Consider the following 26034-nt stretch of genomic DNA (forward strand, 5'->3'; position numbering starts at 1 on the left):
GATATCGATATGTGGGAGGGGGCTTGCCCCCGATAGCGGTGGGTCAGAGACAGATGGGCAAGCTGACACACCGCAATCGGGGGCAAGCCCCCTCCCACATTGGGGGGTTACCGATTGGAGGCGTCCGCGGCCTTGATCAGATCAGCCCCGATCTCACCCTCGAACTTCTGCCACACCGGGCGCATGGCTTCGCGCCAGAGCTGGCGTTGCTCGGGGGTCAGTTCGATGATTTCGCTGGTCTTGGCGTCGATGATTTTCTGCTTGGCCGACTGGTTCAGCGCCTCAGCCTGTTTGTTCACCTCGACCGTGACCTCGACCATGATCTGCTCCAGGGTGCTACGGATATCCGGCGGCAGGCCGGTCCAGAACTTGGCATTGGTGATCACCATGTAGTCGATCAGGCCATGGTTGGACTCAGTGAAATACTTCTGCACCTCGTTGACCTTCTGGCTTTCATAGTTCGACCAGGTGTTCTCGGTGCCGTTGACGGTGCCGGTCTGCAGACCTTGGTACACCTCGGCAAAGCTCATCTTGCGTGGGTTGGCGCGGATCGCCTTGAACTGTTCTTCCAAGACGCTGGAGGCCTGCACGCGGAACTTCAGGCCACGGGCATCCTTGGGTTCATGCAGTGCTTTGTTGGCAGAAAGCTGCTTGAGGCCGTTGTGCCAATAGGCCAGGCCGAGGATGTTCTTGTCCTGCATGGACGTCAGCAGTTCCTTGCCCTGGGCGGCCTGGAAACGGTCGACAGCGGCAAGGTCGTTGAACAGGAACGGCAGGTCGTAGATCTGCACTTGCTTGGTGTATTGCTCGAACTTGGCCAGGGACGGGGCCAGCATCTGCACGTCGCCCAGCAGCAGCGCTTCCATTTCCTTGCCATCGCCGAACAGCGACGAGTTCGGGTACACCTCGACCTTGACCCTGCCCGGCAAGCGTTCTTCGGCAAGCTTTTTGAACAACAACGCGCCCTGGCCTTTGGGGGTGTTTTCGGCGACCACGTGGGCGAACTTGATGACAATCGGGTCCGCCGCCTGGGCCAGGCCCGCGGCAAACAAGGTGGCGGCGCACAGCAGCGCCCGGGAGAGCTTGAGCATGGAAAATCACCTTCTTATTGTTGTGTTGTCAGGCAAGGTGCCTGATGTCAGGCGTGTAGTGAATTTCGAATTCTAGATACCTGCGTTCGGCCAAGCCGAACGCCAAAAACCGGTTCGCCCCCTTGTGGCGAGGGAGCTTGCTCCCGTTGGGCTGCGAAGCGACCCCAGGAAAAACCGGAGCGCTGCGCACGCCAACGCGAGCAAGCTCGCTCGCCACAGGTTTACTCGGCAGCTAATAAACGTTGTGCGCGAAGCAACACCGGGGCATCCACCATCTGCCCATCGATCTGGTAGGCCCCTGCCCCATGCGCGCCGGCGTCCACCACGCGCTGGGCCCAGGCCAGGTCCTCGGCGCTCGGCGCCAGCGCTTCGTGGATCACCGGCACCTGCTTGGGATGGATACACAACGCCCCGGCAAACCCCATTTCATAGGCATGCCGGATCGAACGACGCAGGCCCTCGGGGTCATCGATGGCCGGGTGCACGCCGTCCAGGGGCGCTACGAGGCCGGCGGCGCGGGAATGTACGATCAGCGCCAGCCGCGCCTGGTCCAGGGCGAACTGCGCGGCCGGGGAATTGCTGCTCAGGTTCAGGTCCAGCGCCAAGTCCAGCCCGCCGAACGACAGGCGCTCCACCTGCGGCGCATGGGCGATCTCGGCCACGGCCAGCAAACCCCGTGCGCTTTCGATAATCGGCCAGATGACTTTGCCGGTAGCCGCTACCACAGCAACCTGGGCCGCACTTTCGACCTTCGGCAGCAACACCCCAGCCACGTTCGGATGGACTTTGCAGAACGCCACATCCTCGAAATGCTCGGCGTGCTCCGGCGCGTTGATGCGTACCCACACCTGAGCCTCGGGATGCGCCTGCAGGAACCCCCCGAGGTTATCCCGCGCCTGGCGCTTGAGCGGTTCTTCCACCGCGTCTTCAAAATCCACGATCACCGCATCGGCACCACTGGCCAAGGCTTTGGAAAATCGCTCCGGTCGGCTACCGGGCACAAACAACGCCGAACGAACCAAGGGCCTTGGCATCTGTTGAGTTCCTTATTATTAATAACGTGTTAAATAACACCGCGCGCACGCAGACCGTCGATGGCCTCTGCCGAGTAACCCAGCTGATCCAGGATGCCCTGGCTGTGCTGCCCCAACCCTGGAACCGCGTCCATGCGCGGGGTGAACGCGGCATTGCGCGCCGGAGGCAGCAGCGACGGCAACGGGCCGGCCGGGCTGTCGACCTCGCGCCAGCTGTCACGCGCCTTGAGCTGCGGGTGGTCCCACACGCCTTGCATATCGTTGACGCGGGCGCTGGCGATTTGCGCGGTTTCCAGGCGCTGGATCACCGCTTCGGCATCGAGCTGGGCAAAACTGTCGACGATGATCTGGCGCAGCGCTTCACGGTTGGCCGAGCGCTTGAAGTTGGCGGCGAAACGCTCGTCCGTCGCCAGTGTCGGCGTGAGCAGCACCTTGTCGCAGAACGCCGCCCATTCGCGCTCGTTCTGCAACCCGAGCATCACCGTGCCTCCGTCGCCGGTCGGAAACGGCCCATAGGGATAGATCGTCGAATGCGCGGCCCCGGCCCGCGGCGGCTGGGGTGCACCGTCGAACGCGTAGTACATCGGGTAGCCCATCCACTCCACCAGGCTCTCCAGCATGCTCACGTCGATGCGGCTGCCCTTCCCCGTCTTGCCGCGCAGCAGCAGTGCCGAGAGGATGCCGCTGTAGGCGTACATGCCCGCCGAGATGTCGGCGATGGAACAACCGGCCTTGGCCATCTGGTCTTCGCCGGGGCCGCCGGTCACCGAGAGAAAACCGCCCTCACTCTGGATCAGCAGGTCGTAGGCCTTCTTTTTCTCGTAGGGCCCGCCTTCGCCGTAGCCGGAAATGTCGCAAACAATCAGGCGTGGAAAACGCGCCTGCAGTGCCTCGAACGACAAGCCCATGCGCGCCGCCGCACCGGGCGCCAGGTTCTGCACCAGCACATCGGCATCGGCCAACAGGGTGTCGAGGATAGCGCCCGCCTCGCCTTGCTTGAGGTCCAGGGTCAGGCTTTCCTTGGAGCGGTTGGTCCACACGAAATGCGAGGCCAGGCCGCGCACGCGCTCGTCATAGCCACGCGCAAAGTCGCCGCTGCCGGGGCGTTCGATCTTGATGACACGGGCGCCCAGGTCGGCCAACTGGCGGGTACAAAAAGGCGCGGCAATCGCGTGTTCCAGGCTGACAACGGTGATGCCGTCCAGCGGTCGTTGGTGAGTCATGACGGTTCCTCAGAGCCAATGGGCCATGGATGCGGTGTTGCGTAAGTCCCAGACCTTTTCAATCAGGGCATGGGCCTCAAGCGGCGTGCGGGCGCCGCTGAATTGGGCGAGGCGCTGGAATTTATCCGCCAGCTCTCGACGGCTGAGGGTGTTGCCCGGGTCGCCCTTGGGCTCGTCGATGGCGCCGTGCAGCGTGCGGCCGTCAAGGGTGGTGACGGTGACGCGGCCGAGCCAGCGCTGGGGGTAAGCGCCGTCGACTTCGGCGTCGAGGGTCATACTGACCTTGTCGCGGAAGCTGGAGACGGCCGGGTCGGTCAGCGCCCGCTCGTGGAACTCCGTGAGCCCGGCCTTGCCATGCACGGCGATCAAGCCCAGCACGGTGCCCATGGAGAACTTGGCCTGGTGCACGCTGGTCGGCACGGTCACGCGCCCCAGCACATCGATGGCGCCTTGATGCACCCGCGTCTCCACATGGGCGATATCGGCGGCGGTGAGGCGTTCGCGCTGCATCAGGTCCAGCAGCGCATCGGCCGCCGGATGCGTATGGCGGCACGACGCGTGGAACTTGAACGAGGTTTCCAGCAGCGCCCAGCGACTCCCCAGGTCGGCGGACAACTTGCTCGGCTCGGCATCGCTGGACATCCCCGCCGCCAAGCCCTGGTCGCCTTCGAGGATATTGCGCGCACCGGTCAGCCCTTCCGCCGTCAGGTACGCGGCGAGCAAACCGTCCGCCGCCGCCTTGGCTGTGTGCAATTGCTTGGAGTCGGCGGCATCGCGCAGGAACTCCCACAGCCCGGCGGCCTGCGTGCCGGCGCTGCCGAGCAGGTTGATGAATTGTTCTTGGTTGAAGTCCAGCAGCTTGCCCACCGCGACGGCCGCCGCCAGGGTGCCGACCGTGGCCGTGGTGTGAAAGATGCGGTAGTGGGAACGGCCCATGAATTCGCCGATACGGATACCGGCTTCATAACCGGCCACCGAGGCCAGCAGCAAGTCGCGGCCGGATTTGCCCAGGTCCTGGGCGGCCGCCAACGCGGCGGGAAACACCACGGTTGCCGGGTGCAAAACTGAACTGTTGTGCAGGTCATCCTGCTCCACCAGGTGGGAGGAAGCGCCGTTGACCAGCGCGGCGAAATACGCGCTGGTGCTGGCGCCGTTGACGATCACCTGCGCCGGGCCGCTGCTTGGCCCCATTGTCTGCGCATAACGCTCGAATAACGGGATTGGGTGCGCGCCCTGGCTCGCCAGCGCCGAGGCCAGCCAGTCCAGATACAGGTCTTCGGTACGCGCCAGCACGTCTTCCGGCAGGTGCGTGTCATTCATCTCGGCAAGGAACCGACACAGGGCTTGGGTATGGCTCACGGTCAGGCCCTCAAAAACTGCGCGGCAGTTCGAGCAAGTGCTCGGCCACGTAGGACAGGATCAGGTTGGTGGAGATCGGTGCCACCTGGTACAGGCGCGTCTCGCGGAATTTGCGCTCCACGTCGTATTCGCAGGCAAACCCGAAGCCGCCATGGGTCTGCAGGCACGCATTGGCTGCCTCCCAGGACGCCTTGGCCGCCAGGTACTTGGCCATGTTGGCACTGGCCCCGGCATTTTTGCCGCTGTCGTATTCCTCGCAGGCACGCCAGCGCATCAGGTCCGCCGCTTCGATCTCGATATGCGCTTCGGCGATCGGGAACTGCACACCCTGGTTCTGTCCGATAGGCCGGCCAAACACCACACGGTCGCGGGCATAGGCGCTGGCCTTTTCGATAAACCAGCGGCCGTCGCCGATGCATTCGGCGGCGATCAGCGTGCGTTCGGCGTTGAGGCCATCGAGGATGTATTTGAAACCCTTGCCCTCTTCGCCGATCAGGCTGTCCAGCGGCAGCTCGAGGTTGTCGAAGAACAGCTCATTGGTTTCGTGGTTGACCATGTTGGCGATGGGCTGCACGGTGAGGCCATGACCGATGGCCTCGCGCAGGTCCACCAGGAAGATCGACATGCCCTCGGACTTTTTCTTCACTTCAGCCAGCGGCGTGGTGCGCGCCAGCAGGATCATCAGGTCGGAATGCTGGATGCGCGAGATCCACACCTTCTGGCCGTTGATCACGTACTTGTCGCCGCGCTTGATCGCGGTGGTCTTGATCTTCGTGGTGTCGGTGCCGGTGGTGGGCTCGGTCACGCCCATGGACTGCAGGCGCAATTCGCCGCTGGCGAGCTTGGGCAGGTAGAAGCGTTTCTGCGCTTCGCTGCCGTGGCGCAGCAAAGTGAACATGTTGTACATCTGGCCGTGTACGGTGCCCGAGTTACCGCCGCAGCGGTTCACTTCTTCGAGGATCACCGAAGCCTCGGCCAGGCCCAGGCCGGAACCGCCGTACGCTTCGGGAATCATCGCCGACAGCCAGCCGGCGTCGGTCAGCGCTTTGACGAAGGCTTCGGGGAAGCCCTTTTGCTCGTCAATCTTGCGCCAGTAGGCGGCATCGAATTCGGCGCACAAGGCGCGCACGCCTTCGCGGATGGCATTGAGTTCTTCATTGTCATTCGGGTTCATTAACGGCGCTCCGCCTGTTGTTCTTGGATTATTCGACTTGGATTATTCGAAATGCACCTGGGCTTGCTGCGCCAGGCCGTCAGCGTTACCGGCCCACAGCTGCGCCACGCCGGTTTCAGTCACGCGGCCCGCCACTTCAAACGGCTGCGGCGCAATCAACGGGCGCACGCCGCGATAGGCAAAACGGCGCAAGGTGGCTTCGGGGTGGGCACGGCAGAACGCGCGCAGGCTCAGGGTGGCGATCAACGGCCCATGCACCACCAGGCCTGAGTAGCCTTCGGTGCCGGTGACATAGGGGTAGTCGTAGTGAATGCGGTGACCGTTGAAGGTCACGGCGCTGTAGCGAAACAGCAGGGTCGGCGTGGGATCGATCGCTTCGTGCCATTCACCGTGCTCCAGCGCCTCTGCGCTGCCGGCCTTGGGCGGCGTGGGTTCGCGGTAGACGATGTCCTGTTCTTCGCGGATCGCCAGGCGACCGTCCTGGGCATAGTCGTGGCGCACGGTGACAAACAACAGCGAACCGGTGCGGCCGGTCTTTTCTTCGACCTGAGTAATGGTCGACACGCGGGTCGCCGCCGCCCCGGCACGCAGCGCGTGCAGAAACTCGATGCGCCCACCGGCCCACATGCGGTTGCGGTTGTCGGCCGGCGGCAGGAACCCGCCACGCGCCGGGTGGCCGTCGCTGCCCAGGGCGGTTTCCGGCAGCGGGTCCTGGAAGAAGCACCACTGCCACAACGGCGGTATGTCCGCGCCGTCCTCGGGCACTGCCTCGCCGAACGTAGCGGCGATACGTTTGAGCAGGTTATGGCTCAGGTGGTCGTGAGCAGTTTCGCTTCGGCCGATCCAGTCAGTGGCGCTCATCGGGTGCAGTTCCTCGGGCAGTGAGTGTCTGCCCCGGATCATGCAAGCGCCCGCCCGTTCTGAGAATTTGCATTTCAATAAACCAGCGTTCGGCTATGCTGAACGCCAATTCACTGAAAACACCGCATACCCCTGTGGGAGTCTTGCATGCACTTCGACCTGGCCGACCTGCGCCTGTTTATCCACATCGCCGAATCCCCCAGCCTGACCCAGGGCGCCAAGCGTGCGTTTCTTTCGCCGGCCGCCGCCAGTGCACGGATCAAGGCCCTCGAAGGCCAGCTCGACACCCGCCTGCTGTACCGTGACAGCCGTGGAGTGGAGATCACCCCGGCCGGTGAGCGCCTGCTGCACCATGCGCGGCTGATCATGCGCCAAGTGGACTACCTCAAAAGCGAATTCACCCAATACGGCGTGGATTCGGCCGGGCATATCCGCATCTTCGCCAACACCACGGCGGTCACCGAATTCTTGCCGGAAGTGCTGGCGGGGTTCCTGTCACAAAGGCCTGGCGTCACCGTCGACCTGCAGGAGCGCCTGTCTCGCGACATCGTGCGCGGCGTGCTCGATGGCACCAGCGACATGGGTATTATCGCCGGCCCCGTGGAAGCGGCGGGTTTGCAGGTGCTGCATTTCAGCACAGACACCTTGGTATTGATGGTGCCGGTCGGCCACCCGCTGGCAGCGCAACCGTCAGTCACCCTGGAACAGACCCTCGCCTACCAGCATATCGGCCTGCATGAAGGCAGCACCTTATTGAGTTTTTTGCGCGAACACGTGGAGCGGCTGGGCAAGCACTTGTCGCTGCGTATCCAGGTGTCGAGTTTCGAGGCGATCTGCCGGATGGTCGAAGCCGGTGTGGGCATCGGCATCATTCCGGAGTCCGCCGCCGTGCGCCACAGTCGCACCATGCACGTGGTGGCGGTGAAGCTCGATGAGCCGTGGGCGATTCGCGAACGCAGCATCCTGGTGCGGGAGCTGGAGGCGTTGCCCGGCACCATTCGTGCGTTGATCGCCACGTTGATGCCGGACTCGGTCAATGGAGGCTGAGGTTGCGCTGGCGGGCGTCTTCCACCGTGATGTGGCTCAAACGTCCCTGGTCATCGAATAACAACCAGCCATCGCCGGTGCGACGGATATTCACCTCGTAGCGCGGCCAATGCAGCACAGCACACACGGTGTCACTGCCACGATGGATAAAGTGCCAGCGGGTGTCGCGGTCACTGGCGATATAGCCGAATACCAACCAATCCGCGTCGACGACGATGCGCACCGGGTCGCTATCGAAGCACCCTTCATCACAGCCCGTCAGCCGATACCCCTTGCGGTTGCCGTCGACATCCAGGATCAGCACGGGCTCTTCGTCGTCGCTGTACCGGATCAGGTACTCAACGGTTTGATCGAGTGCACAGAACAGCGCGTGGCTTTCCTCTGACTGCGGCGACACCGGCTCACGCCCCGCCAACCGCCGCTCAGGCAGGCGATAATGCCAGCGCTCAAAGCCTTCCAGCGGGTTATGGAGCCACAGGAACTCATTGCGTTCATCACCTTTGAGGGCGCGAACCGGGCCTGGCAAGTCGCTGACGTGCCACAGGGTTTCAAAGCCGCGATCCACGTCCACCACACGCAGTTGCCGGCCTTGGCCGAGGGTCCAGGTGCTGCCATCAAACTGATCGGCGAACACGTCGAGCACCTGCACGCCCAAGTCGGTCGCAGCGCGGTTGACCAAGTCCAACTTGCTGATGCGCCACACCGTGTCGCGCCGGGTCAGCACCAGCGCCATTTGCCGGCTGTGCGCCAAGACAATCCGCTGGGCCGGCACGGCGAAATGGAACAGCGGCGTGCCGCTGGCATCCGTCACCACCGCACCGGCCTCGCCCAGTGCCACCAGGTAACGCTCGTCATCCAGCGACACCGCATCGTATACGGAGCGGCTGCCCTGGACGGGGGCTGACCACTGCAATGCCTCGCCCGCGCGCTCCAGCGAGCGCACGGCGGGACGTTTGAGTGACTGGCCAGGCAAGTCCGCCTGCAAACATTTGTCCCGGCTCATTTTGACCAGCGACTGCAGTTGGTTGAAGTTGAGCCCCCCGCGCCCATTGAGCTGGTCGGCGAGCACCGCGTGCACGGTGGCACCGGCGAGCCAGGCCAGGGCCACGGTGTCGGACTTGTGCGCCAACAACGTGTGCGCCAGGGCATCCCGCTCGGCGCAGCGGCTGGGATCGTCACGCAGCTGTTCGATCCAGGGTCCGTAAGCTTCCAGGGTTTGGGGCAGCAATATGGCGCGCTTTACCAAGGCGCCAATCGCCAGGCGCCCACCGGCCGCTTCGGCATCGAGCAGCCATTGAGCGGCGCGCGGGCGCTCTTGAGGCAAGCTCCACACCACCTCGACGGCTTGCAACCACAGGCCCTTGGCGATCAGCGACTCGGCCCATTCCAGGCGTAAACGGTCGGCGATCTGCGGTTGCTTGGCCTGAAGCAACACCACCGCATCGGCAAATGCATCATCACGACGCGCCACCAGCAAGGCGCGCTGCCAGTTCTCGGCCAGGCACAGCAGGCGCACGATGACCGCAGACGGCATGTCCCAGGCGAGAGCGAGGTCGGCGGCCTGTTGGTAGCGCGCGTGCTTTTCCAGGTAATCGAGTGCTTCCTGGCGTTCCTTGAGCAGTTCAGCGAGTACGAATACCGCTTCTTCGATACGGTTTTCGCGGGCCAGGCGCTCATAAGAGCGCCGGTAGATCTGGCGCAGGTGCTCGGTCAGCCCTTCCTCGAAGCGGTAGGTACGGCTGGGCCCGTGCTGTTGGCTGAGGGTCAGGTCCTGGCGCCGCTGCGGCGTACCGAAGTGCTGTTCGGCATTCGAGTGCTGGTCACCCAAGGGGATGGCATGGCGCAACGCCTCGGCGAAATCGCCGTCCTCGAACATCTCCAGCATGCGCTGCATGTAAGCCGCCTGACGCTTGCCGTACAGCCTGGAAAGCTTTGAATGCTCGGTCAGGCGGGTCAGCCAGCGGCGCCAGGCCGCCGGCTTATGACGAGCTGGTTTGGCGCGCTGGGGAATGCTTGGGGTGTCCGGGGCTTGCGGCACTGCGCCGATAGGCCGCGCACCTCGGCGCAGGAATGTGTTCAGCGCTACCAGCAAGGCGGTGAAGACAATGGCGCTCAGCAACATGCCCAGGATCACGCCGCTGATGTCTTCGGTGGTCGTGGCAGACACCGGTGTCAGCGGTACGGATTGGCCCTGGGTGGCCATCCAGGTCAACCCTGCAACCAGGGCCAGGGTGACGCCCAGTTTCAACGCCGGATAGGGTGCGGACTCCTCGTTGCCCCATTGGCGTGCGGCCTTGGGGGGCGGCGCTTTCGGTGCGGGTGATTGCCGCTCCAGCAAGGCCCGGATCACGTCCTCCTGCTCGGGGCTGACCGGCGCCAATCCGCCCAGGATCTCGCGTACATCGGTGATCACCGGCTCAGGCAGGGCCGGCACGACGGGCGCATGACAATCGAAGGTATCGAGCAAGGTGTAGGCGCTGATATCAAGCCACTGCCCAGGTTCCAGGGCCTGGGCATCGCGCAACTGCAAAGCGTGCACCTGGCTGCCGCGCACCAGCCACAGGTCGGCGGCCGGTAAAGCGCGCAGCTCCTCGGCGCTCAGCTGGGCCGAACACAGGCCACGGCCCTGACGCACCAGCGGCCAGCCGGCAAGGGCCTGGCAATCCAGCGCGACCGGCGTGCTGAATTGCACTAAATCGCCGTCGGCAAAACGGTAGGCCATCGCGCCCGTGCGCCAGTGTTCCAACATCAAGCGAGCCCGTTCCTGCAGCGCAAAGCGCTCGGCGGGCAACCACATGCCGTCGATGGATTGATGCCCGGTCAACAACGGCCGGCGGATCAACGGGGATTCTTGCTCAAGCATGGGCAGGCTCATGTTTCAGGTCACACATCACTTGCAAACGCATGGCGCGCTCGGCAACGTTGAACACCAGTAATTCCCGGGCGGTGGTCAGCACCGCCACCAGGCCGCTCATGGGGCAGAAACTCGCACGGGCAATCGGTGCCGTCGTGGTGAACAGCGTCTGTTGTTGGCCCTCGGTGTACAGGCCAATGGTGTGCTGGTTCGGCCCCAGCAGTACCAGCGAATAGCGTTCCTGCGCCGCCACGTGATGATGCAGGCCGATGGCGCTCCAGCCGGGCGCCAAGTCGATCTGTACCTTTTTCGCGGGAAAACTGTCGTGGGTCACCAGGCGCCAACTCTGGCGGCCACCTTGGTGAGTGAGTAATGCGCAGCCACCAAAGGCGTACTTCCAATGCGGGGTGCTGGCGAACAGTATCTGGCTTACACCGGCAGCCGCACCGACTGCATAACCGTGACTGCGGGCACCGGAGGACGTCGCGGGGTAAGCCACCAGTTGCCCACCCTCGATGCGGGCGTAGACCAACGATAAGGCATCCAACTGCGCCAGCCCCATGACATTGTCCGTCACCGAGAAACATTCTTCCCTCGGCGCGTGGCCAGGCCGCTGCCAGTGAGCGAGCTGACCGTTTGTATCGAGTAAATACAGGCGTTCCGCCTGTTCGCCGCGCAGCCACACCGCGGGCAGAAAGGTCGCAGTGCCCGGCGGCAGGTGCATTTCTTCGCGTGTGGGCTTGTTGACCGAAACGAGATTGGGGATGTTCCAGAAGGTCAGGATATTGCCATCACCGAGCACCGCACCGAGGCTGCGGTAGTTAAAGGTGGCCGCGAGCACGTGCTGATGTTTGCCCCACAGGCGACGTCGCACTTCGAGGTTTTTTTTCTGGTTCTTGTGCGGCAGCTTGATCACCACCATGCCGTGCTCATCGAGCAAGCGCAGGGCGACATAGTTACCGGAACCGGAGATGACCGGCGGCAGGGTCAATGCAACCCGCGCCACTCGGCCGGCAGCGGTCGGTGCCGGCGTGTGCACGGCGTTATCGAACTGGCCCTTGAGCAAGCGCACGGCCTGCTGCTCCTCCGGCAGCGGCAGCGACACGCGCCGCGACTGCAAGGCGAACGTCAGGCTGCGCCCATCCAGGTTGCGCGTAATCTGCACGCGGTGGGTGCAGACCTTGGGATCCGTGGGCGGCAAGCGCTGGCCGACCACCCAGCATTCTCCAACGGCGTGGTCGGCCAGCGCGTCACGCCAGGCCAGCCAATGGTCGTCGCTCACGACCTCGTAGGTGCGGGCGTCGAGCAGGCGCTTGAGCTGCGCCGATGAGTCCAGCTCATGCAACTCGGGCGTGGCTTGCAGAATGCCCCAGCGCAATTGCGCCCCCGCCTCTTCGGCACGCCGCGCCAGCAGCATCAACAGCGCCAGGTGCACCAGGCGCGCAGCCCCCAGTTGCAAGGGCCCCGCATCAAACAGCACCACAATCAGGCGGTTCGCTTCACGGGCACGGTAGTGCGGGGCGAGGAACATATGCTCACCGCCGACCGCCCGGCGCAGGAACTCGTCAGGCACTTCATCGGCCAGCAGCCATTCACTGGACAGCAGTCGCTCATAGGGGCCGCGCCGATGCAGGTCGCCCAGGCCATCGGGCTCCGGCACTCCGCCCTGGTGCAGGCCGCGCAGCGGTCCGAGCAGAGGGTTGAGTCGACCGAGCAGGTCGGCGAACAGGGGCAGGTGTTGCGGGGCAAACCACTCCAGCCACTGCCGCCAGGGTTGCAGCGCCTCAGGCAGTTGCATGGGCGACTCCCCAATAGGCGGCGATACGTTGCAGATGCGCGGGCGACACGGCCAGCAGGCGGTCCAGCGGGATCACCGCCCGCGGGTCGTGCCACACCAACAAGGGCGCGCGTTTGAAGCGAGCGGACAAAGCCTGCCCCAACAGGTCCTGTGGCACCTGCGGTTCCCAACTGGTCGGCAGCCAGAGGTGCGGCGCGCTGGTGCTGGGCGCAGCGTAAGCAACACCGTCGACCCAAGGCAGGTCAGCCATTACGCCCGTCACCACCAGTACATCACCATTGGCAGTGGCTTGCAGCCGCGCCGCATGGTCGGCCGCGAGCAGCGCCAGGCGTGCGTGCAGGCGCCGGGCAGCATCGCCCCAGGCAACGGCGGCCTGAGCCTCGGCGGGCACTGGCCGTGAACGCCAGGCCCAAGGCTGGGTCAGCGCACTCATTCGCTGGGGGTCAGCAATCGAGTGAGTTGTCCCCGCGCCTGCTGCAGAGGTTCGGGCAGGGTCTGGCTATTGAAATTGGCATCGATCTCGCGCAACAGGCCTTCGAGCACGCTACTGGCCGGCGGTTCTGCACGGGAGAGGTAGTCTTCGGCGGTTTCCAGCAGCCGATTCACACGTGACATCGGCTGCAACGTCGCCTCTTCCACCGCGCTGAACAAATGGCTGTTGCTGGAGGCAGCAAACAGGTCGCGCAATACTTCGCGGCCGTGTTGCTGGGTAGCCTGGGTCGGCAACACGTACAGCAGCGGCCACAAGTCGGCGTCGCTGGCTTCCAGGCGACCACTGAGCAATGCAGCGGCCGCGATCAAGCGCTGGGACTTGACGATGCGCCGGTCAGACAACTGGATCCCGGCTTCGCGCAGGCGGCGAATGGCTTGGGCCAGGGCTGGGCGCACAGCGGTCAGGTCGACGTGTTTCAGGGCCTGGCCGAGCGTGTCCAGTTGCGCAAGGCCGAGCAACTGTTGCACCGGGCGCTGCTCCGACTGCCAGCCGCCGGCCAGCATGGCTTCCAATTGATTGTCCGGCACCGACTCGACAAACAGATGCAACAGGAAACGGTCACCGAAGGCCGCCAACGCCTCATCATCCGGCAGGCCGTTGGCGGCGCCGACGCACACGCGCAGCGGGCATTGCACCTGGGTATGGCCACGACGGAATCGGCGTTCGTTGAGTACGCCCAGCAAGGTGTTGAGGATCGCGGTAGAGCCCAGGAAGACTTCGTCGAGAAACACGATATCGGCTTCCGGCAGCATGCCGCTGACGTCAGTTTCCACCGTGCCTTCGCGCAGCTTTTTCAGGTCTACCGCGCCGAACAGTTCGGACGGCTCGGTGAAACGTCCGAGCAGGTATTCGAAGTAACGCCCACCCATGGACTGCGCGACACGCCGCACCACCGCGCTTTTTGCAGTGCCGGGCGGCCCGATCACCAGGATGTGCTCCTGGGCCACGGCTGCCAGCACAATCAATTCGGCCAGTTGCTCGCGCCCGACCAAGCCTTCGGTAGCGGCACGCACGGCGTGGCGGATTTGCGCGGCAGCGCTCTGCAACTGAGCAATCATGGGTGTCTTCCCTGAAACCAAAGCGGGGGAATCTTGCCTGAGGCTAAGGTATTAGCAAAGCGTTGTTACATACTCATATCAGGAGTCAGCCCATGCAGCTTGAAGGATCCTGCCATTGCGGCGCCGTGACGTTCAGCCTCACCAGTGCCCACCCCTACCCTTACCAGCGTTGCTACTGCTCGATCTGTCGCAAGACCCAGGGCGGCGGCGGTTATGCGATCAACCTGGCCGGCGATGCCCAGAGTTTGAAGGTGCGCGGGCGCAAACTGATTTCGATCTACCACGCCAGGCTCAAGCCCGAGGGGGCCAGCCGGGCCCATGCGAGCAGCGCTGAACGGCACTTCTGTTCGCAATGCGGCAGCGCCTTGTGGCTGTTCAGCCCCGAGTGGCCGGCGTTGATCCATCCGTTTGCCTCGGCCATCGACACGCCATTGCCGGTGCCGCCGGAACATACGCACCTGATGCTGGGCTCGAAGGCGCCGTGGGTGGAAGTGACGTTGCGCCAAGGCGATCTGCAGTTCGATGAGTACCCCGAAGAGTCCATCGCCCAATGGCATGAGCGCCTCGGGCTGCACCTTCAAACGCACCCATGCCCCCCCTGAGTTTCTGACCCCATGAAACCCCTGATGCGTTGCAAAAGCCTGTGCCTGTCCCTTACCTCAGTGTGTTTGCTCGCACACAGCTTCTGACCTGAGAACCGAATTAAAAATGTGGGAGGGGGCTTGCTCCCTCCCACAGTTGATCTGTCTTGCTTTCAAGCTCGTTATTCGGCATACGCCCAGGTCATCCGGAACGACGCCCCGCCCCATTCCGAATCCAGCACTTGCACTTGGCCGCCGTGCCACTGCGACACCCGCTGCACCAGCGCCAGGCCCAGGCCGAAACCGCCGGTGCGGCGGTCGCGGCTGGCGTCCAGGCGCGTGAACGGCTGGAAGATCTTCGCCCGGCCTTCCTCCGGCACGCCGGGGCCATCGTCACACACACGCACTTCATAGCCGCTGCCGAACTTGACCAGCGACACTTCCACGCGGCGCTCGGCGTAGCGCACGGCGTTGCGCAGCAGGTTGATCACCGCACGCGCCATAAAGCGCGGCTCGATCTGGATAACGTCCACCTCGCAGGTGCGCAACGACAGCTGGATGCCGGCCGCCTCGGCCTCCAGGGCCACGCTGCCGATCACACTGTCGAGCCAGCTGTGGGCCTCGATGCGCTCACGGGTGACCTGGGTGGCGCCACGCTCCAGGCTGGCGTAGGTGAGCAGTTCGGAGACCATTTCTTCCAGCTCGCCCAGGTCGGCATACATGTCGGTGATCAATTCGCTGCGCTGGCGCGGGTCGGTCTGTTGTTTCAACTGGTCGAGCTCGAACGACAGGCGTGCAATCGGCGTGCGCAGTTCGTGGGACACGGCGTTGGTCAGTTCGCGCTGGTTGGCGATCAGGCTTTCGATACGCTCGGCCATCTGGTTGAAGTGCCCGGCCAGCTCGCGCACCGTGGAACGGCGTGGCAGCAGAATGCGTGAACCGAGGTCGTTGTCACCGAAACGTTGTGCCGCCAGGCGAATATGTTCCAGGTCACGCCAGTGCGGGCGCACCCAGAAATACAGCACGATCGCCAGGCTCAATCCCAGCAGGCAATAGGCCCACAGGTACAGCCATTTCGGTTCTTCGGGCAGTTTGATATTAAGCAGCTGCGGGCCGCCATCGATATTGGCGATGAACTCCATGAAGTCGCCGCGTACCACCAGCTTTCCGGCGGCAAGCAACTGTCGTTCACGCGGGTCGAGCGCCAAGTCATCGCGCTGGACCAGTTTCAGGTGCAGGCCGTAGTGGAGTTGCAGCTCGCTCAGGCGCGCCGCGCGGGCATCGCCCGGTAAGGGTCGCAATTGTTCCACCAAGCCATAAGCCGGGCCGCGCAGGGCTTCGCGGTTATAGGTTTCATTGGCTTCGGGCAGCAACTCATCGAAGGTGTAGTTGACCAGCCAGATCGCCCCCGCCAGCCCCAGCGCCAGGATGATGTACAGGCGGATGTAGAGCCGCAGCATCTAGACCTCCCACGCGAAGGGGTTGAACAGGTAGCCCTTGCCCCAGATCGTCTTGATGCACACCGGTTCGCGGGGGTTGTCGTTGAGTTTGCCGCGCAGCTTGCTGATGTACACATCGACGCTGCGGTTAAGGCCGTCGAAGGCGATGCCGCGCATGCGGTTGAGGATGTCATCGCGGGACAGGATCGTGCCCGAGTTACTGGCCAGCAGCCACAGCAGCTCGAATTCCATGGTGGTGAGGTCGATCTGTTCGTCCCCCAGGCTGACCACGCGGCAACTGCGATCGATGGCCAGCCGCCCGAAGGCCAGGGCCCCGCGCACCGTCGGCTCCGGGGCTTGGCGCCGTTGCAGGGCGCGCAGGCGTGCCAGCAGCACGGGGGGCTTGATCGGCTTGATCACATAATCGTCGGCACCGGACTCGAGGCCGAGGATATGGTCCAGGTCGTCTTCCTTGGCGGTGAGGATCACGATGGGCGTGTCGGACACCGTGCGAATCCCGCGGCACACGTGCAGGCCGCTCTGGCCGGGCAGCATCAGGTCGAGTACGACGATCTTTGGCTTGAACTCCAGGAACGCCGCCAGGGCTTTGTCACCCCGGTGCTCCACGCGCACCTCAAAACCATGCTGCGACAGAAAGTGCGCGATCAGCCCCGCCAGTTTCTCGTCATCCTCAACGAGCAAGACCTTGCCCAGCCCCAGGTTTTCCATAAGTTCCCAATGTGCAGACGCGGATTGAAGAGCGGGCATTATAGGTGGCAAGCTGGGCAACTAAAGCCGTTGGCCAGCACCGGCCGACGAAGCTTCATGCTTTTAAGAGTTTTTAACAAATAAGCTGCAATCTTTAACGCCATGTACAGGGAGTTGTATGCGCAAGGATTACCTGGCGTTCTTTGTTTCGCTGTTCCTGTCACGGCTGGCGGACCAGATCCTACTGTTTATCGTGCCATTGATCGTGTTTCAGACCACTCAAAGCGTGGCCTGGGCCGGGCTGGCGTTCTTTGTCGAGTCGCTGCCGCGCTATCTGGCGTTCCCGGTGTGCGGCGCAGTGTGCGACACGTTCGCGCCGGTGCGCATCCTGCATATCAGCCAGGTTTACCGGGCGCTGGCCTGTGTGCTGGCGGTTGCCCTGTACGGGGTGTTCGACGGTATTTACTGGGTCGTGCTGCTCTCGGCAGTGTGCGGGGTACTGACCACCCAAGGCATCATGGCGCGAGAAGTGCTGATGCCGCATATCTTCGCGCAGTACAGCTATGCCAAGACCCTCTCCTATTCGCAGATCGCCGACCAGAGCGGGCTGGTGCTGGGGCCATTGGTGGCCGCACTGATGCTTGAGGTATGGGCGTGGCACTGGGTGGTGCTGGGCGTGGCCGGGCTGTTCCTGCTCGCAGACCTGGCGATGCGGGTGTGGCAACGCTCCAGCACGGCCAGCCTGGCAACCTTCGAGCAACATCGAGATATCTGGCTGCGGCCGCTGAAGATTGCCTTCGGACATATCCGCCGCCTGCCGGAGTTGAAGCGGGTCATCACGTTGGCGGTGGGTGTGAACCTGATCATTGGCGTCACGCTGGCCACCTCTGCGGCCATGGTGACCGGCCAGTTTGCGGCGGGCAAGGACGCCTATGCCCTGCTCCAGGCGGCGGGCGCGCTGGTGACCATCGGCATTCTGTTTTATCTGGCACGGGCCGGCCTGCCCCTGAAGGTGCTCGGCGGACTGTCTTATTCGATGATCGGCGTGGGCGCAGTGATCATGGCGATCAGCCCCGACGTGTGGCTATACGTAGTGGGCTTCCTGCTGGTCACCGGCTTCGACAAGATGTTCAACGTCTACCTGCGCAGCACCCGTCAGCGGGTCATCCCCGTGCAGGACTTTGGCAAGACCGTGGGCGTGATCACGCTGCTCAATAACCTGCCGCAGCCCCTGGCAGGCCTGGCGGTTGCGCTGCTGGCGGCGCCCTTGGGCACGCAGACGGTGATCCTGCTGCTGGCCGCGATCACCGCCTTGATCGGCGTGGCCGTGGCCTCAGGCTGGCACGCCACTGTGAAAGCGGAACTCGATGTCGGGTGACTCGATCAGTTCCTGCTCAGTCGCCCTCACCCGCTCGATCACCTGGGCGATGTCCTTGGCGTCACCGTACTGGTACGCCAACTTCAGGTAACCCTGGAAGTGCCGCGCCTCGCTTTTCAGCAGGCCGAAGTAGAACTTGCCGAGTTCTTCGTCCAAATGCGGCACCAGCGCTTCGAAACGCTCGCAACTGCGCGCTTCGATAAAGGCGCCGACCACCAGGGTATCCACCAGTTTGACCGGTTCGTGGCTGCGCACCACTTTGCGCAAACCGGAGGCATAGCGCCCGGCGTGCAGCTGGCGCAGCTCGACCTTGCGCTTTTTGATCAAACGCATGACTTGTTCGTGGTGCACCAGCTCTTCGCGGGCCAGGCGCGACATCATGTTGATCAGGTCGACATGGCCGTGGTACTTGGCGATCAGGCTCAGGGCGGTGCTGGCGGCTTTGAATTCGCAATTCTTGTGGTCGATCAGCAGGGTGTCCTGATCGGCCAGCGCGGCCTGGACCCAGGCATCAGGGGTGCGGCAACCGAGGAATTCGTGGATTTCTGGCAGGTTCATCGGGCTCACGGGCAAAAGGATCACAAAAGGCCGGCGATTATACCGACCCCGCCGCAGACCACCAGCCACCGGCCTTGATGTGCATCAACATGACGTGCGCCAGCCAGCAACTATAGTTGTTGCAGCCCCCACCCTTTTTGGAGATCCCGATCATGCAAGCCATCCGCAGCATCCTGGTGGTCATCGAGCCCGAGCATTCGGAAAGCCTGGCCCTCAAGCGTGCCAAGCTGATCGCCGGGGTCACCGGCGCACACCTGCATTTACTGGTCTGCGACAAGAAGCATGAGCACTCGGCGCTGCTGGCCCTGCTTAAGTCGGGCTTGCAGGAGGACGGCTACAGCGTCACCACCGAGCAGGCGTGGAATGACAGCCTGCATGACACCATTATCGACGTGCAGCAAGCCGAGGGCTGTGGGCTGGTGATCAAGCAGCACTTCCCGGACAGTCCGTTGAAAAAAGCCCTGCTGACGCCTGCGGACTGGAAGCTGCTGCGCTATTGCCCGACGGCGGTGTTGCTGGTCAAGACGGCCACGCCGTGGGCTGGCGGCGTGATCCTCGCGGCGATCGATGTGGGCAATACCGATGGCGAGCACCGCTCGTTGCACACTTCGATCATCGACCATGGCTTTGATATCGCCAGCCTGGCCAAGGCGCAGTTGCACGTGATCAGCGCCCATCCGTCGCCGATGTTGTCGGCGGCGGACCCGACGTTCCAGCTCAAGGAAACCATCGAGGCGCGCTATCGCGAGCAATGCAAGGCGTTTCAGGCCGAGTTCGATGTGGACGAATCGCACCTGCATATCAAGGAAGGCCCCGCGGATGTGTTGATCCCCCATCTAGTTCACACCCTGCAAGCGGCGGTAACGATCATCGGCACTGTGGCGCGCACCGGGATCTCCGGGGCACTGATCGGCAATACGGCAGAGGTGATACTGGATGCGGTGGAGAGTGATGTGCTGGTGCTCAAGCCGCAGGCGTTGATGGATCACCTGCAAGAACTCGCCAGCAAGCCCTGATCCAACCTTATGAACGATGGAGATCAAAATGTGGGAGGGGGCTTGCTCCCGATGAGGACGTTCCAGTTGATAAATCCTGGGCTGACACGCCGCCATCGGGGGCAAGCCCCCCTCCCACAGGGGTTATCCGTTGTCAGTTGGAAAGCGCATCGCGCAGGAAACCCGGTGCGATATAGCGCTGGTAATGCGCCTCGGACAGGATAAAGAACTCCCGATCAATGGCATCGCGTAATTCCGGCAAGGCCCAGTCACGAAATTCGGGCAACAGCACCATGCCGTAGGCCTCCAGGTTATTGATCACCCGCGCCCCACGCGCGATCAGTTGATAGGCCCAGCAGTACTCGGACTGGTGCGGCACGAAGCGGATCTTGCGCTGTTCCAACTGGCCGCGCAGGGTCTTGGGGTCGAAAACCTCGAGCTTTCCGGCCATTACCTGCACCAACAATTGCTCCAACCGCAGCCAGACCGCGCGCTTTTCTTCTTCGTTATAGCCATTCCACAGGATCACTTCGTGGTGGAAGCGCTTACAGCCACGGCATACGAGATCGCCGTAGACCGTGGAGCACAGGCCGACGCAGGGGGTCTTGATGGTTTGGTTGGACATGGGCAACAACACGCAGATCAGCGAAACAGTGCGCCATGTTAGCCCTTTGTCTAACCTTCATCACCCTGCAAACTTCGCGAGGCAACTTACCTTTAGAATTTTTTTGCCGTAGAATCATCCGGCCTTGTAAGGCGCCAATAATCCGCTGGAAGCTGTTTTCAAAGCGTCACGAGCACAGTCGTTCCTTCAGAACGGTGTTGGCGATGGTTAATGACTCGGTAGGTCAGAGCCCTCGCCAACCCTCATCAGCTCCGTTCTGCAGGCGTAAAACTTTGAAAGCAGCTTCTGTGAGGAATGCCGGCAGCGCTGGCTTTGCGGCCCAAAAAGCCCCCGAGCGCATGCGTGCCGTTCATTTCTGGATGAGCGTCCCGTGGGACCACTGATGAGGGTAATAACTGTGCTTGAAGCCTACCGCAAACATATCGAAGAGCGTGCAGCCCTGGGTATCGTTCCCCAGCCGCTTAATGCCGAACAAACCGCAGGCCTGGTCGAGCTGCTGAAAAATCCTCCGGCTGGCGAAGAAGAATTCCTCGTTGACCTGATCACCAACCGCATTCCACCAGGCGTTGACGAAGCCGCTTACGTCAAGGCCGGTTTCCTGTCTGCCCTGGCCAAGGGCGAAGCCACTTCCCCCCTGATCGACAAGAAACGCGCTGTTGAACTGCTTGGCACCATGCAAGGCGGCTACAACATCGTGACCCTGGTTGAGCTGCTGGACGACGCCACACTGGCACCGGTCGCCGCCGCCCAACTCAAGCACACCCTGCTGATGTTCGATGCGTTCCACGACGTCGCCGAAAAAGCCAAGAACGGCAACGAACACGCCAAAGGCGTGCTTCAGTCCTGGGCTGACGGCGAGTGGTTCCGCAACCGCCCTACCCTGGCCGACAAAATCAGCCTGCGCGTGTTCAAGGTCACCGGCGAAACCAACACCGACGACCTGTCCCCTGCGCCGGATGCCTGGTCCCGTCCTGACATCCCGCTGCACGCCCTGGCCATGCTGAAAATGGCCCGTGAAGGCATCGTGCCGGACGAGCAAGGCAAGACCGGCCCGATGAAGCAGATCGAAGAGATGCGCGGCCAAGGCTTCCCGATCGCCTACGTCGGCGACGTGGTCGGTACCGGTTCCTCGCGTAAATCCGCGACCAACTCCGTGCTGTGGTTCTTCGGCGACGACGTTCCCTACGTGCCGAACAAGCGCGCCGGCGGTTTCTGCTTCGGCAGCAAAATCGCTCCGATCTTCTACAACACCATGGAAGATGCGGGCGCACTGCCCATCGAGTTCGACGTCTCCAACATCAACATGGGCGACGTGATCGACCTCTACCCGCATGCCGGCAAAGTCTGCAAGCACGGTACCGACGAAGTCATCACCACCTTCGAAATGAAGACCCCAGTGCTGTTGGACGAAGTTCGTGCCGGCGGCCGTATCCCGCTGATCATCGGTCGCGGCCTGACCGACAAGGCCCGTGCTGAGCTGGGCCTCGGCCCTACCGACCTGTTCAAGCTGCCTGAAGCGCCTGTCGACACCGGCAAAGGCTTCACCCTGGCACAGAAAATGGTCGGCAAGGCGTGCGGCCTGCCGGAAGGCAAAGGCGTTCGTCCTGGCACCTACTGCGAGCCGAAGATGACCACCGTGGGCTCCCAGGACACCACCGGTCCTATGACCCGTGATGAACTGAAAGACCTGGCGTGCCTGGGCTTCTCGACCGATCTGGTAATGCAGTCGTTCTGCCATACCGCGGCCTATCCAAAGCCGATCGACGTAACCACCCACCACACCCTGCCTGACTTCATCATGACCCGTGGCGGTGTATCGCTGCGTCCAGGCGACGGCATCATCCACAGCTGGCTGAACCGCATGCTGCTGCCGGACACCGTCGGCACCGGTGGTGACTCCCACACCCGTTTCCCGATGGGCATCTCGTTCCCGGCCGGCTCTGGCCTGGTCGCGTTCGCCGCAGCCACTGGCGTAATGCCACTGGACATGCCGGAATCGATCCTGGTGCGCTTCAAAGGCAAAATGAAACCTGGCATCACCCTGCGTGACCTGGTTCATGCCATTCCTTACTACGCGATCCAATCGGGTCTGCTGACCGTAGAGAAAAAAGGCAAGAAGAACGCCTTCTCCGGCCGCATCCTGGAAATCGAAGGCCTCAACGACCTGACGCTGGAGCAAGCTTTCGAGCTGTCCGACGCCTCGGCTGAACGTTCGGCTGCCGGTTGCACCATCAAGCTGTCGAAAGACTCGATCACCGAGTACCTGAACTCCAACATCACCCTGCTGCGCTGGATGATCGGTGAAGGCTACGGTGACCCGCGCACCCTGGAACGTCGCGCCCAAGCGATGGAAGCCTGGGTCAAGAACCCTGAGCTGATGGAAGCCGATGCCGACGCGGAATACGCCGAAATCATCGAGATCGACCTGGCCGAGATCAACGAGCCGATCCTCTGCGCACCGAACGACCCGGACGACGCCCGTCTGCTGTCCAGTGTTGCCGGTGAGAAGATCGACGAAGTGTTCATCGGTTCGTGCATGACCAACATCGGTCACTTCCGCGCTGCCGGTAAGTTGCTGGAGCAGGTCAAGGGCCAGCTGCCGACGCGTCTGTGGCTGTCGCCGCCGACCAAGATGGACGCTCACCAACTGACCGAAGAAGGCTACTACGGTATCTACGGCAAGGCTGGCGCGCGCATGGAAATGCCGGGCTGCTCGCTGTGCATGGGTAACCAGGCACGTGTAGAGCCGAATTCGACCGTGGTGTCGACTTCGACCCGTAACTTCCCGAACCGTCTGGGTGACGGCGCTAACGTCTACCTGGCTTCGGCCGAGCTGGCGGCCGTGGCGTCTACCCTGGGTCGCCTGCCGACCGTCGAAGAGTACATGGGCTACGCAGCGAAACTGGACACCATGGCCAGTGACGTCTACCGCTACCTGAACTTCGATCAGATTGCTGAGTTCCGTAAGATTGCAGCAAGCGCTAACATCCCGGTGATTCAAGCCTAAGGGTTTAGCGATGTAAAAACGCCGCGTATCGCAAGGTACGCGGCGTTTTTTTTATGCCTGGAATACGGCACGTGTAGACGGTGGTTCCCTCTGGCGGCCGGGCTGGATGTTGGGTCAGACCGGGTACATATCCGTTATTGGGGTAACGGCTGATAGGGCCTCTGCCCTTACGGCGGGTCACTTTGGAAAAGAAGAGCGCTAAAACGCATCGCCCCAACACTCGGCACCTTGCTCACGCTCGGTGTGCCCGTAATCCGACATTGATTGGGGGGGCGGCTAAGATCAAAAGCAAGAGCGCGGGGGCCTTAGAGCCGACCGATGTTGCTTCTGTCGATCGCGGTCCAAATGTGGGAGGGGGCTTGCCCCCGATAGCAGTGGAACAGTCACAGATGCATCAACTGACACACCGCCATCGGGAGCAAGCCCCCTCCCACAGTTTGATCTCCATACATCAGGTAGATATCAGACTGCTGTTGATCTGCTTTTGATTTTGATCTGAGGCGCCCCATCAAACACTCCGGAGTGAGGGCACACCGAGCCTAGGCGAGCTCAAGCAAAAAACGAATAGACCACCGCAGTAATCGCCACCAGGCCTACCGCCGTGACAAACACATTGGACGCCTGCCCACGGTACTTGGCCATGGCCGGCACCTTGCGGATGGCATACATCGGCATCAGGAACAGTATCGAGGCAATGATCGGACCGCCCAGCGCCTCAATCATGCCGAGAATGCTCGGGTTCAACGTCGCCACGATCCAGCACACCACCAGCATAAACCCGGCAGTCATGCGATCCAGGCGCTTGGCGCTCGGACGACGGCCGGTCTTCAGCACCAGGCCCTTGAGGCCTTCGCTGGCGCCGATGTAGTGGCCCAGGAACGACTTGGCAATCGCCACAAACGCGATCAACGGAGCGGCAAACGCGATGGTCGGGTTATCGAAGTGGTTGGCCAGGTAGGACAGGATCGACAGGTTCTGCGCCTTCGCTTCGGCTAACTGCGCCGGCGACAGGGTCAGCACGCAGCTGAACACGAAGAACAGCACCATCCCCACCATCAAAAGATGCGCGCGAGACAGGATCTGCGAGCTGCGTTCATCGGCATGGACGCCGTACTGGCGCTTCTGATCAACCGCAAAGGCCGAGATGATCGGCGAATGGTTGAACGAGAACACCATCACCGGAATCGCCAGCCACAGCGTATTGAGCAGTGCCGACGGTGCCGGGACTACGCTGGCGGTGCTGAGGATGCCGCCATTCCAATGCGGAACCAGATACACCGCCAGGAACAGCAAGGCGACGATGAACGGATACACCATCAGGCTCATGGCCTTGACGATCACTTGCTCGCCGCAACGCACCACAGCCAGCAGGCCGAGGATCAGCACCAACGACAGGATCGCCCGTGGCGGCGGCATGATGTGCAGTTGATGCTCCATAAAGCTGCCGACGGTGTTGGTCAACGCCACGCTATAAATCAGCAGGATCGGGAAGATCGCAAAGAAGTACAGCAAGGTGATCAGCGCACCGGCCTTGATGCCGAAGTGTTCTTCCACCACGTCGGTGATGTCGGAGCCTTCTCGGCCGGACAGCACGAAACGGGTCAGGCCACGGTGGGCGAAGAACGTCATTGGGAACGCCAGCAGCGCGAGGATCACCAGTGGCCAGAAGCCTCCCAGGCCCGCGTTGATCGGCAAGAACAGCGTGCCGGCGCCAATGGCGGTGCCGAACAGGCCAAGCATCCAGGTGGTGTCCTGGCGGCTCCAGGTCGTGAGGGTTGCAGGTGTCGTCTCATAGCGTTCGTCGACGCTATTGGCCTGATCATTCATCCAGTCGGATCTCCGCATTTACACGGCCGGGACGAGTCAGAAAAACCTGACAGGCAGCGCCCCGACCATAGAAGGGGCCGGATTGTCCGGGATTCTTGTGAAGAAGCAAAGACTTAGCTGAGGAACGGTGGCGTGGTACATCGACGCGCCGCGCACAATTCAAACACATTCGTTGACAACTTGGCGCCGCTCTCAGCATGATCCAGCCATGAACCGTATTCAGCTGAACCTCACCCGCACCACCACCACGACCGCCTCAGGCGGGTCGTGCGGTTGCTGTGGGTGTTCACGCTAAACACCTCACAGATTCAACCCAAGGCCCCGCCAGCAATGGACGGGGCCTTTTTATTGCTCCGCCATCTGGCCATCGCAAGGAGCAACACCATGACTGACGCCCTGCTGATCATCGATATGCAAACTGGCTTATACGACGGTCCGGAAAAGCCCTTCGAGCGCGAACGTGTACTCGCCACCATCAACCAGCTGATTCAGCGTGCCCGCAACTCCGATACACCCATCTTCGTCGCCCGCCACACTGGCCCGGCCGGCTCCCCAATTGAAGCCGGCAGCCCGCCCTGGCAGCTATGGCATGCGCTGGAGGTAGACGAGTCGCGTGATCACCTGTTCAACAAGACCCGTCCCAGTTGCTTCCTGGGCACAGACCTGGAAGCGCAATTGAGAGCGGCGCACGTCAAGGAACTGGTGATCGTCGGCATGAAAACCCAGTTCTGTATCGACACCACGTGCAAGGTCGCGGTGGAACTGGGGTTTTCAGTGGTACTGCCCGAAGACGGCCATACCTGCATGGACACGCCGACGCTGAAGGCCGAGGTGATTATCGAGCATCACAACGCGACCCTGGCCGGGGCATTTGTGAAGCTCACAAGCGCCGTCGAGATCAGCTTCTAAACGCTCAAATACGGC

21 protein-coding genes are annotated in these 26034 nt (G+C 62.6%); 6 read left to right on the top strand and 15 right to left on the bottom strand.

The genetic code is table 11. The features are described from left to right. Positions 1-107 precede the first annotated feature (107 nt). From QCBJ_RS09580 to QCBJ_RS09605, 6 genes are all read right to left on the bottom strand, one after another. Positions 108-1091: a TRAP transporter substrate-binding protein gene (locus tag QCBJ_RS09580; RefSeq protein WP_046034809.1), complete on the bottom strand. Its 984-nt coding sequence runs from the start codon at positions 1089-1091 to the stop codon at positions 108-110. A 221-nt stretch (positions 1092-1312) separates the two neighbouring features. Next, a complete protein-coding gene (locus QCBJ_RS09585) occupies positions 1313-2125 on the bottom strand; it encodes a CoA ester lyase (protein WP_102060670.1) in 813 nt (270 codons plus the stop codon). Between the two features lie 29 nt (positions 2126-2154). Further along, entirely contained in the window at positions 2155-3348 is a 1194-nt protein-coding gene (locus QCBJ_RS09590; protein WP_046034807.1) for a CaiB/BaiF CoA-transferase family protein, read from the bottom strand. A 9-nt stretch (positions 3349-3357) separates the two neighbouring features. Next, positions 3358-4707: an MmgE/PrpD family protein gene (locus tag QCBJ_RS09595; RefSeq protein WP_102060671.1), complete on the bottom strand. Its 1350-nt coding sequence runs from the start codon at positions 4705-4707 to the stop codon at positions 3358-3360. Positions 4708-4717: 10 nt separating this feature from the next. Further along, positions 4718-5881, bottom strand: coding sequence for an acyl-CoA dehydrogenase family protein (locus QCBJ_RS09600; protein WP_046034805.1), 1164 nt, complete (start codon positions 5879-5881; stop codon positions 4718-4720). A gap of 42 nt (positions 5882-5923) precedes the next feature. Next, positions 5924-6742, bottom strand: a complete 819-nt coding sequence (locus QCBJ_RS09605) for a MaoC family dehydratase N-terminal domain-containing protein (protein WP_102060672.1) — start codon at positions 6740-6742, stop codon at positions 5924-5926. A 147-nt stretch (positions 6743-6889) separates the two neighbouring features. Here QCBJ_RS09605 and QCBJ_RS09610 point away from each other — a divergent pair, with 147 nt between their 5' ends. Beyond that, positions 6890-7789, top strand: coding sequence for a LysR family transcriptional regulator (locus QCBJ_RS09610; RefSeq protein WP_102060673.1), 900 nt, complete (start codon positions 6890-6892; stop codon positions 7787-7789). Here the strand turns inward: QCBJ_RS09610 and QCBJ_RS09615 are convergent. Genes QCBJ_RS09615 through QCBJ_RS09630 form a run of 4 tightly spaced genes read right to left on the bottom strand, consistent with a single transcriptional unit; the run spans position 7776 to position 13992 of the window. After that, positions 7776-10652 (bottom strand): bpX6 domain-containing protein, encoded by a 2877-nt coding sequence (locus QCBJ_RS09615; RefSeq protein ID WP_177410655.1) that lies wholly within the window; start codon positions 10650-10652, stop codon positions 7776-7778. The genes QCBJ_RS09610 and QCBJ_RS09615 overlap by 14 nt on opposite strands. Continuing rightward, positions 10645-12441, bottom strand: coding sequence for a hypothetical protein (locus tag QCBJ_RS09620; RefSeq protein WP_102060675.1), 1797 nt, complete (start codon positions 12439-12441; stop codon positions 10645-10647). The genes QCBJ_RS09615 and QCBJ_RS09620 overlap by 8 nt, the downstream gene beginning before the upstream one ends. Beyond that, a complete protein-coding gene (locus QCBJ_RS09625; protein WP_012724633.1) occupies positions 12428-12874 on the bottom strand; it encodes a hypothetical protein in 447 nt (148 codons plus the stop codon). The genes QCBJ_RS09620 and QCBJ_RS09625 overlap by 14 nt, the downstream gene beginning before the upstream one ends. Further along, on the bottom strand, positions 12871-13992 hold the full coding sequence (locus QCBJ_RS09630) for an AAA family ATPase (protein WP_012724634.1): 1122 nt from the start codon (positions 13990-13992) through the stop codon (positions 12871-12873). The genes QCBJ_RS09625 and QCBJ_RS09630 overlap by 4 nt, the downstream gene beginning before the upstream one ends. A 92-nt stretch (positions 13993-14084) precedes the next feature. Here QCBJ_RS09630 and QCBJ_RS09635 point away from each other — a divergent pair, with 92 nt between their 5' ends. Next, positions 14085-14594, top strand: coding sequence for a GFA family protein (locus QCBJ_RS09635; RefSeq protein ID WP_102060676.1), 510 nt, complete (start codon positions 14085-14087; stop codon positions 14592-14594). 161 nt (positions 14595-14755) lie between these two features. On the opposite strand, the gene QCBJ_RS09640 is transcribed toward QCBJ_RS09635, so the two are convergent. Together QCBJ_RS09640 and QCBJ_RS09645 are read right to left on the bottom strand one after the other, a co-directional pair. Then, the gene (locus QCBJ_RS09640; RefSeq protein WP_102060677.1) at positions 14756-16033 is read right to left on the bottom strand and encodes an ATP-binding protein; all 1278 of its coding nucleotides are present in this window, start codon (positions 16031-16033) and stop codon (positions 14756-14758) included. Then, complete coding sequence (locus tag QCBJ_RS09645; RefSeq protein WP_012724637.1) at positions 16034-16741, bottom strand: winged helix-turn-helix domain-containing protein; 708 nt, start codon at positions 16739-16741, stop codon at positions 16034-16036. Positions 16742-16898: 157 nt separating this feature from the next. Here QCBJ_RS09645 and QCBJ_RS09650 point away from each other — a divergent pair, with 157 nt between their 5' ends. Then, a complete protein-coding gene (locus QCBJ_RS09650) occupies positions 16899-18098 on the top strand; it encodes an MFS transporter (RefSeq protein ID WP_093541828.1) in 1200 nt (399 codons plus the stop codon). Here the strand turns inward: QCBJ_RS09650 and QCBJ_RS09655 are convergent. Next, the gene (locus tag QCBJ_RS09655) at positions 18054-18656 is read right to left on the bottom strand and encodes a tRNA-(ms[2]io[6]A)-hydroxylase (RefSeq protein WP_046034797.1); all 603 of its coding nucleotides are present in this window, start codon (positions 18654-18656) and stop codon (positions 18054-18056) included. The two genes, QCBJ_RS09650 and QCBJ_RS09655, sit on opposite strands and share 45 nt — an antisense overlap. Positions 18657-18808: 152 nt before the next feature. On the opposite strand from QCBJ_RS09655, the gene QCBJ_RS09660 reads away from it, so the two are divergent. Further along, positions 18809-19672 (top strand): universal stress protein, encoded by an 864-nt coding sequence (locus tag QCBJ_RS09660; protein ID WP_012724640.1) that lies wholly within the window; start codon positions 18809-18811, stop codon positions 19670-19672. A gap of 133 nt (positions 19673-19805) precedes the next feature. On the opposite strand, the gene QCBJ_RS09665 is transcribed toward QCBJ_RS09660, so the two are convergent. After that, the gene (locus tag QCBJ_RS09665) at positions 19806-20276 is read right to left on the bottom strand and encodes a DUF1289 domain-containing protein (RefSeq protein ID WP_046034796.1); all 471 of its coding nucleotides are present in this window, start codon (positions 20274-20276) and stop codon (positions 19806-19808) included. A gap of 397 nt (positions 20277-20673) precedes the next feature. Here QCBJ_RS09665 and acnB point away from each other — a divergent pair, with 397 nt between their 5' ends. After that, complete coding sequence (gene acnB, locus QCBJ_RS09670) at positions 20674-23283, top strand: bifunctional aconitate hydratase 2/2-methylisocitrate dehydratase (protein ID WP_046034795.1); 2610 nt, start codon at positions 20674-20676, stop codon at positions 23281-23283. A gap of 549 nt (positions 23284-23832) precedes the next feature. On the opposite strand, the gene QCBJ_RS09675 is transcribed toward acnB, so the two are convergent. Beyond that, positions 23833-25110, bottom strand: coding sequence for a serine/threonine transporter (locus tag QCBJ_RS09675; protein ID WP_012724643.1), 1278 nt, complete (start codon positions 25108-25110; stop codon positions 23833-23835). Positions 25111-25494: 384 nt separating this feature from the next. Between QCBJ_RS09675 and QCBJ_RS09680 the strand changes: the two genes are divergently transcribed. Beyond that, positions 25495-26019 carry a cysteine hydrolase family protein gene (locus tag QCBJ_RS09680; protein WP_012724644.1) on the top strand — a complete coding sequence of 175 codons (525 nt, stop codon included), beginning with the start codon at positions 25495-25497 and terminating at the stop codon, positions 26017-26019. Positions 26020-26034: the final 15 nt, after the last annotated feature.

It is taken from the genome of Pseudomonas sp. QC2 (genome assembly GCF_002859085.1).
GTDB classification, from domain to species: Bacteria; Pseudomonadota; Gammaproteobacteria; order Pseudomonadales; family Pseudomonadaceae; genus Aquipseudomonas; species Aquipseudomonas petroselini.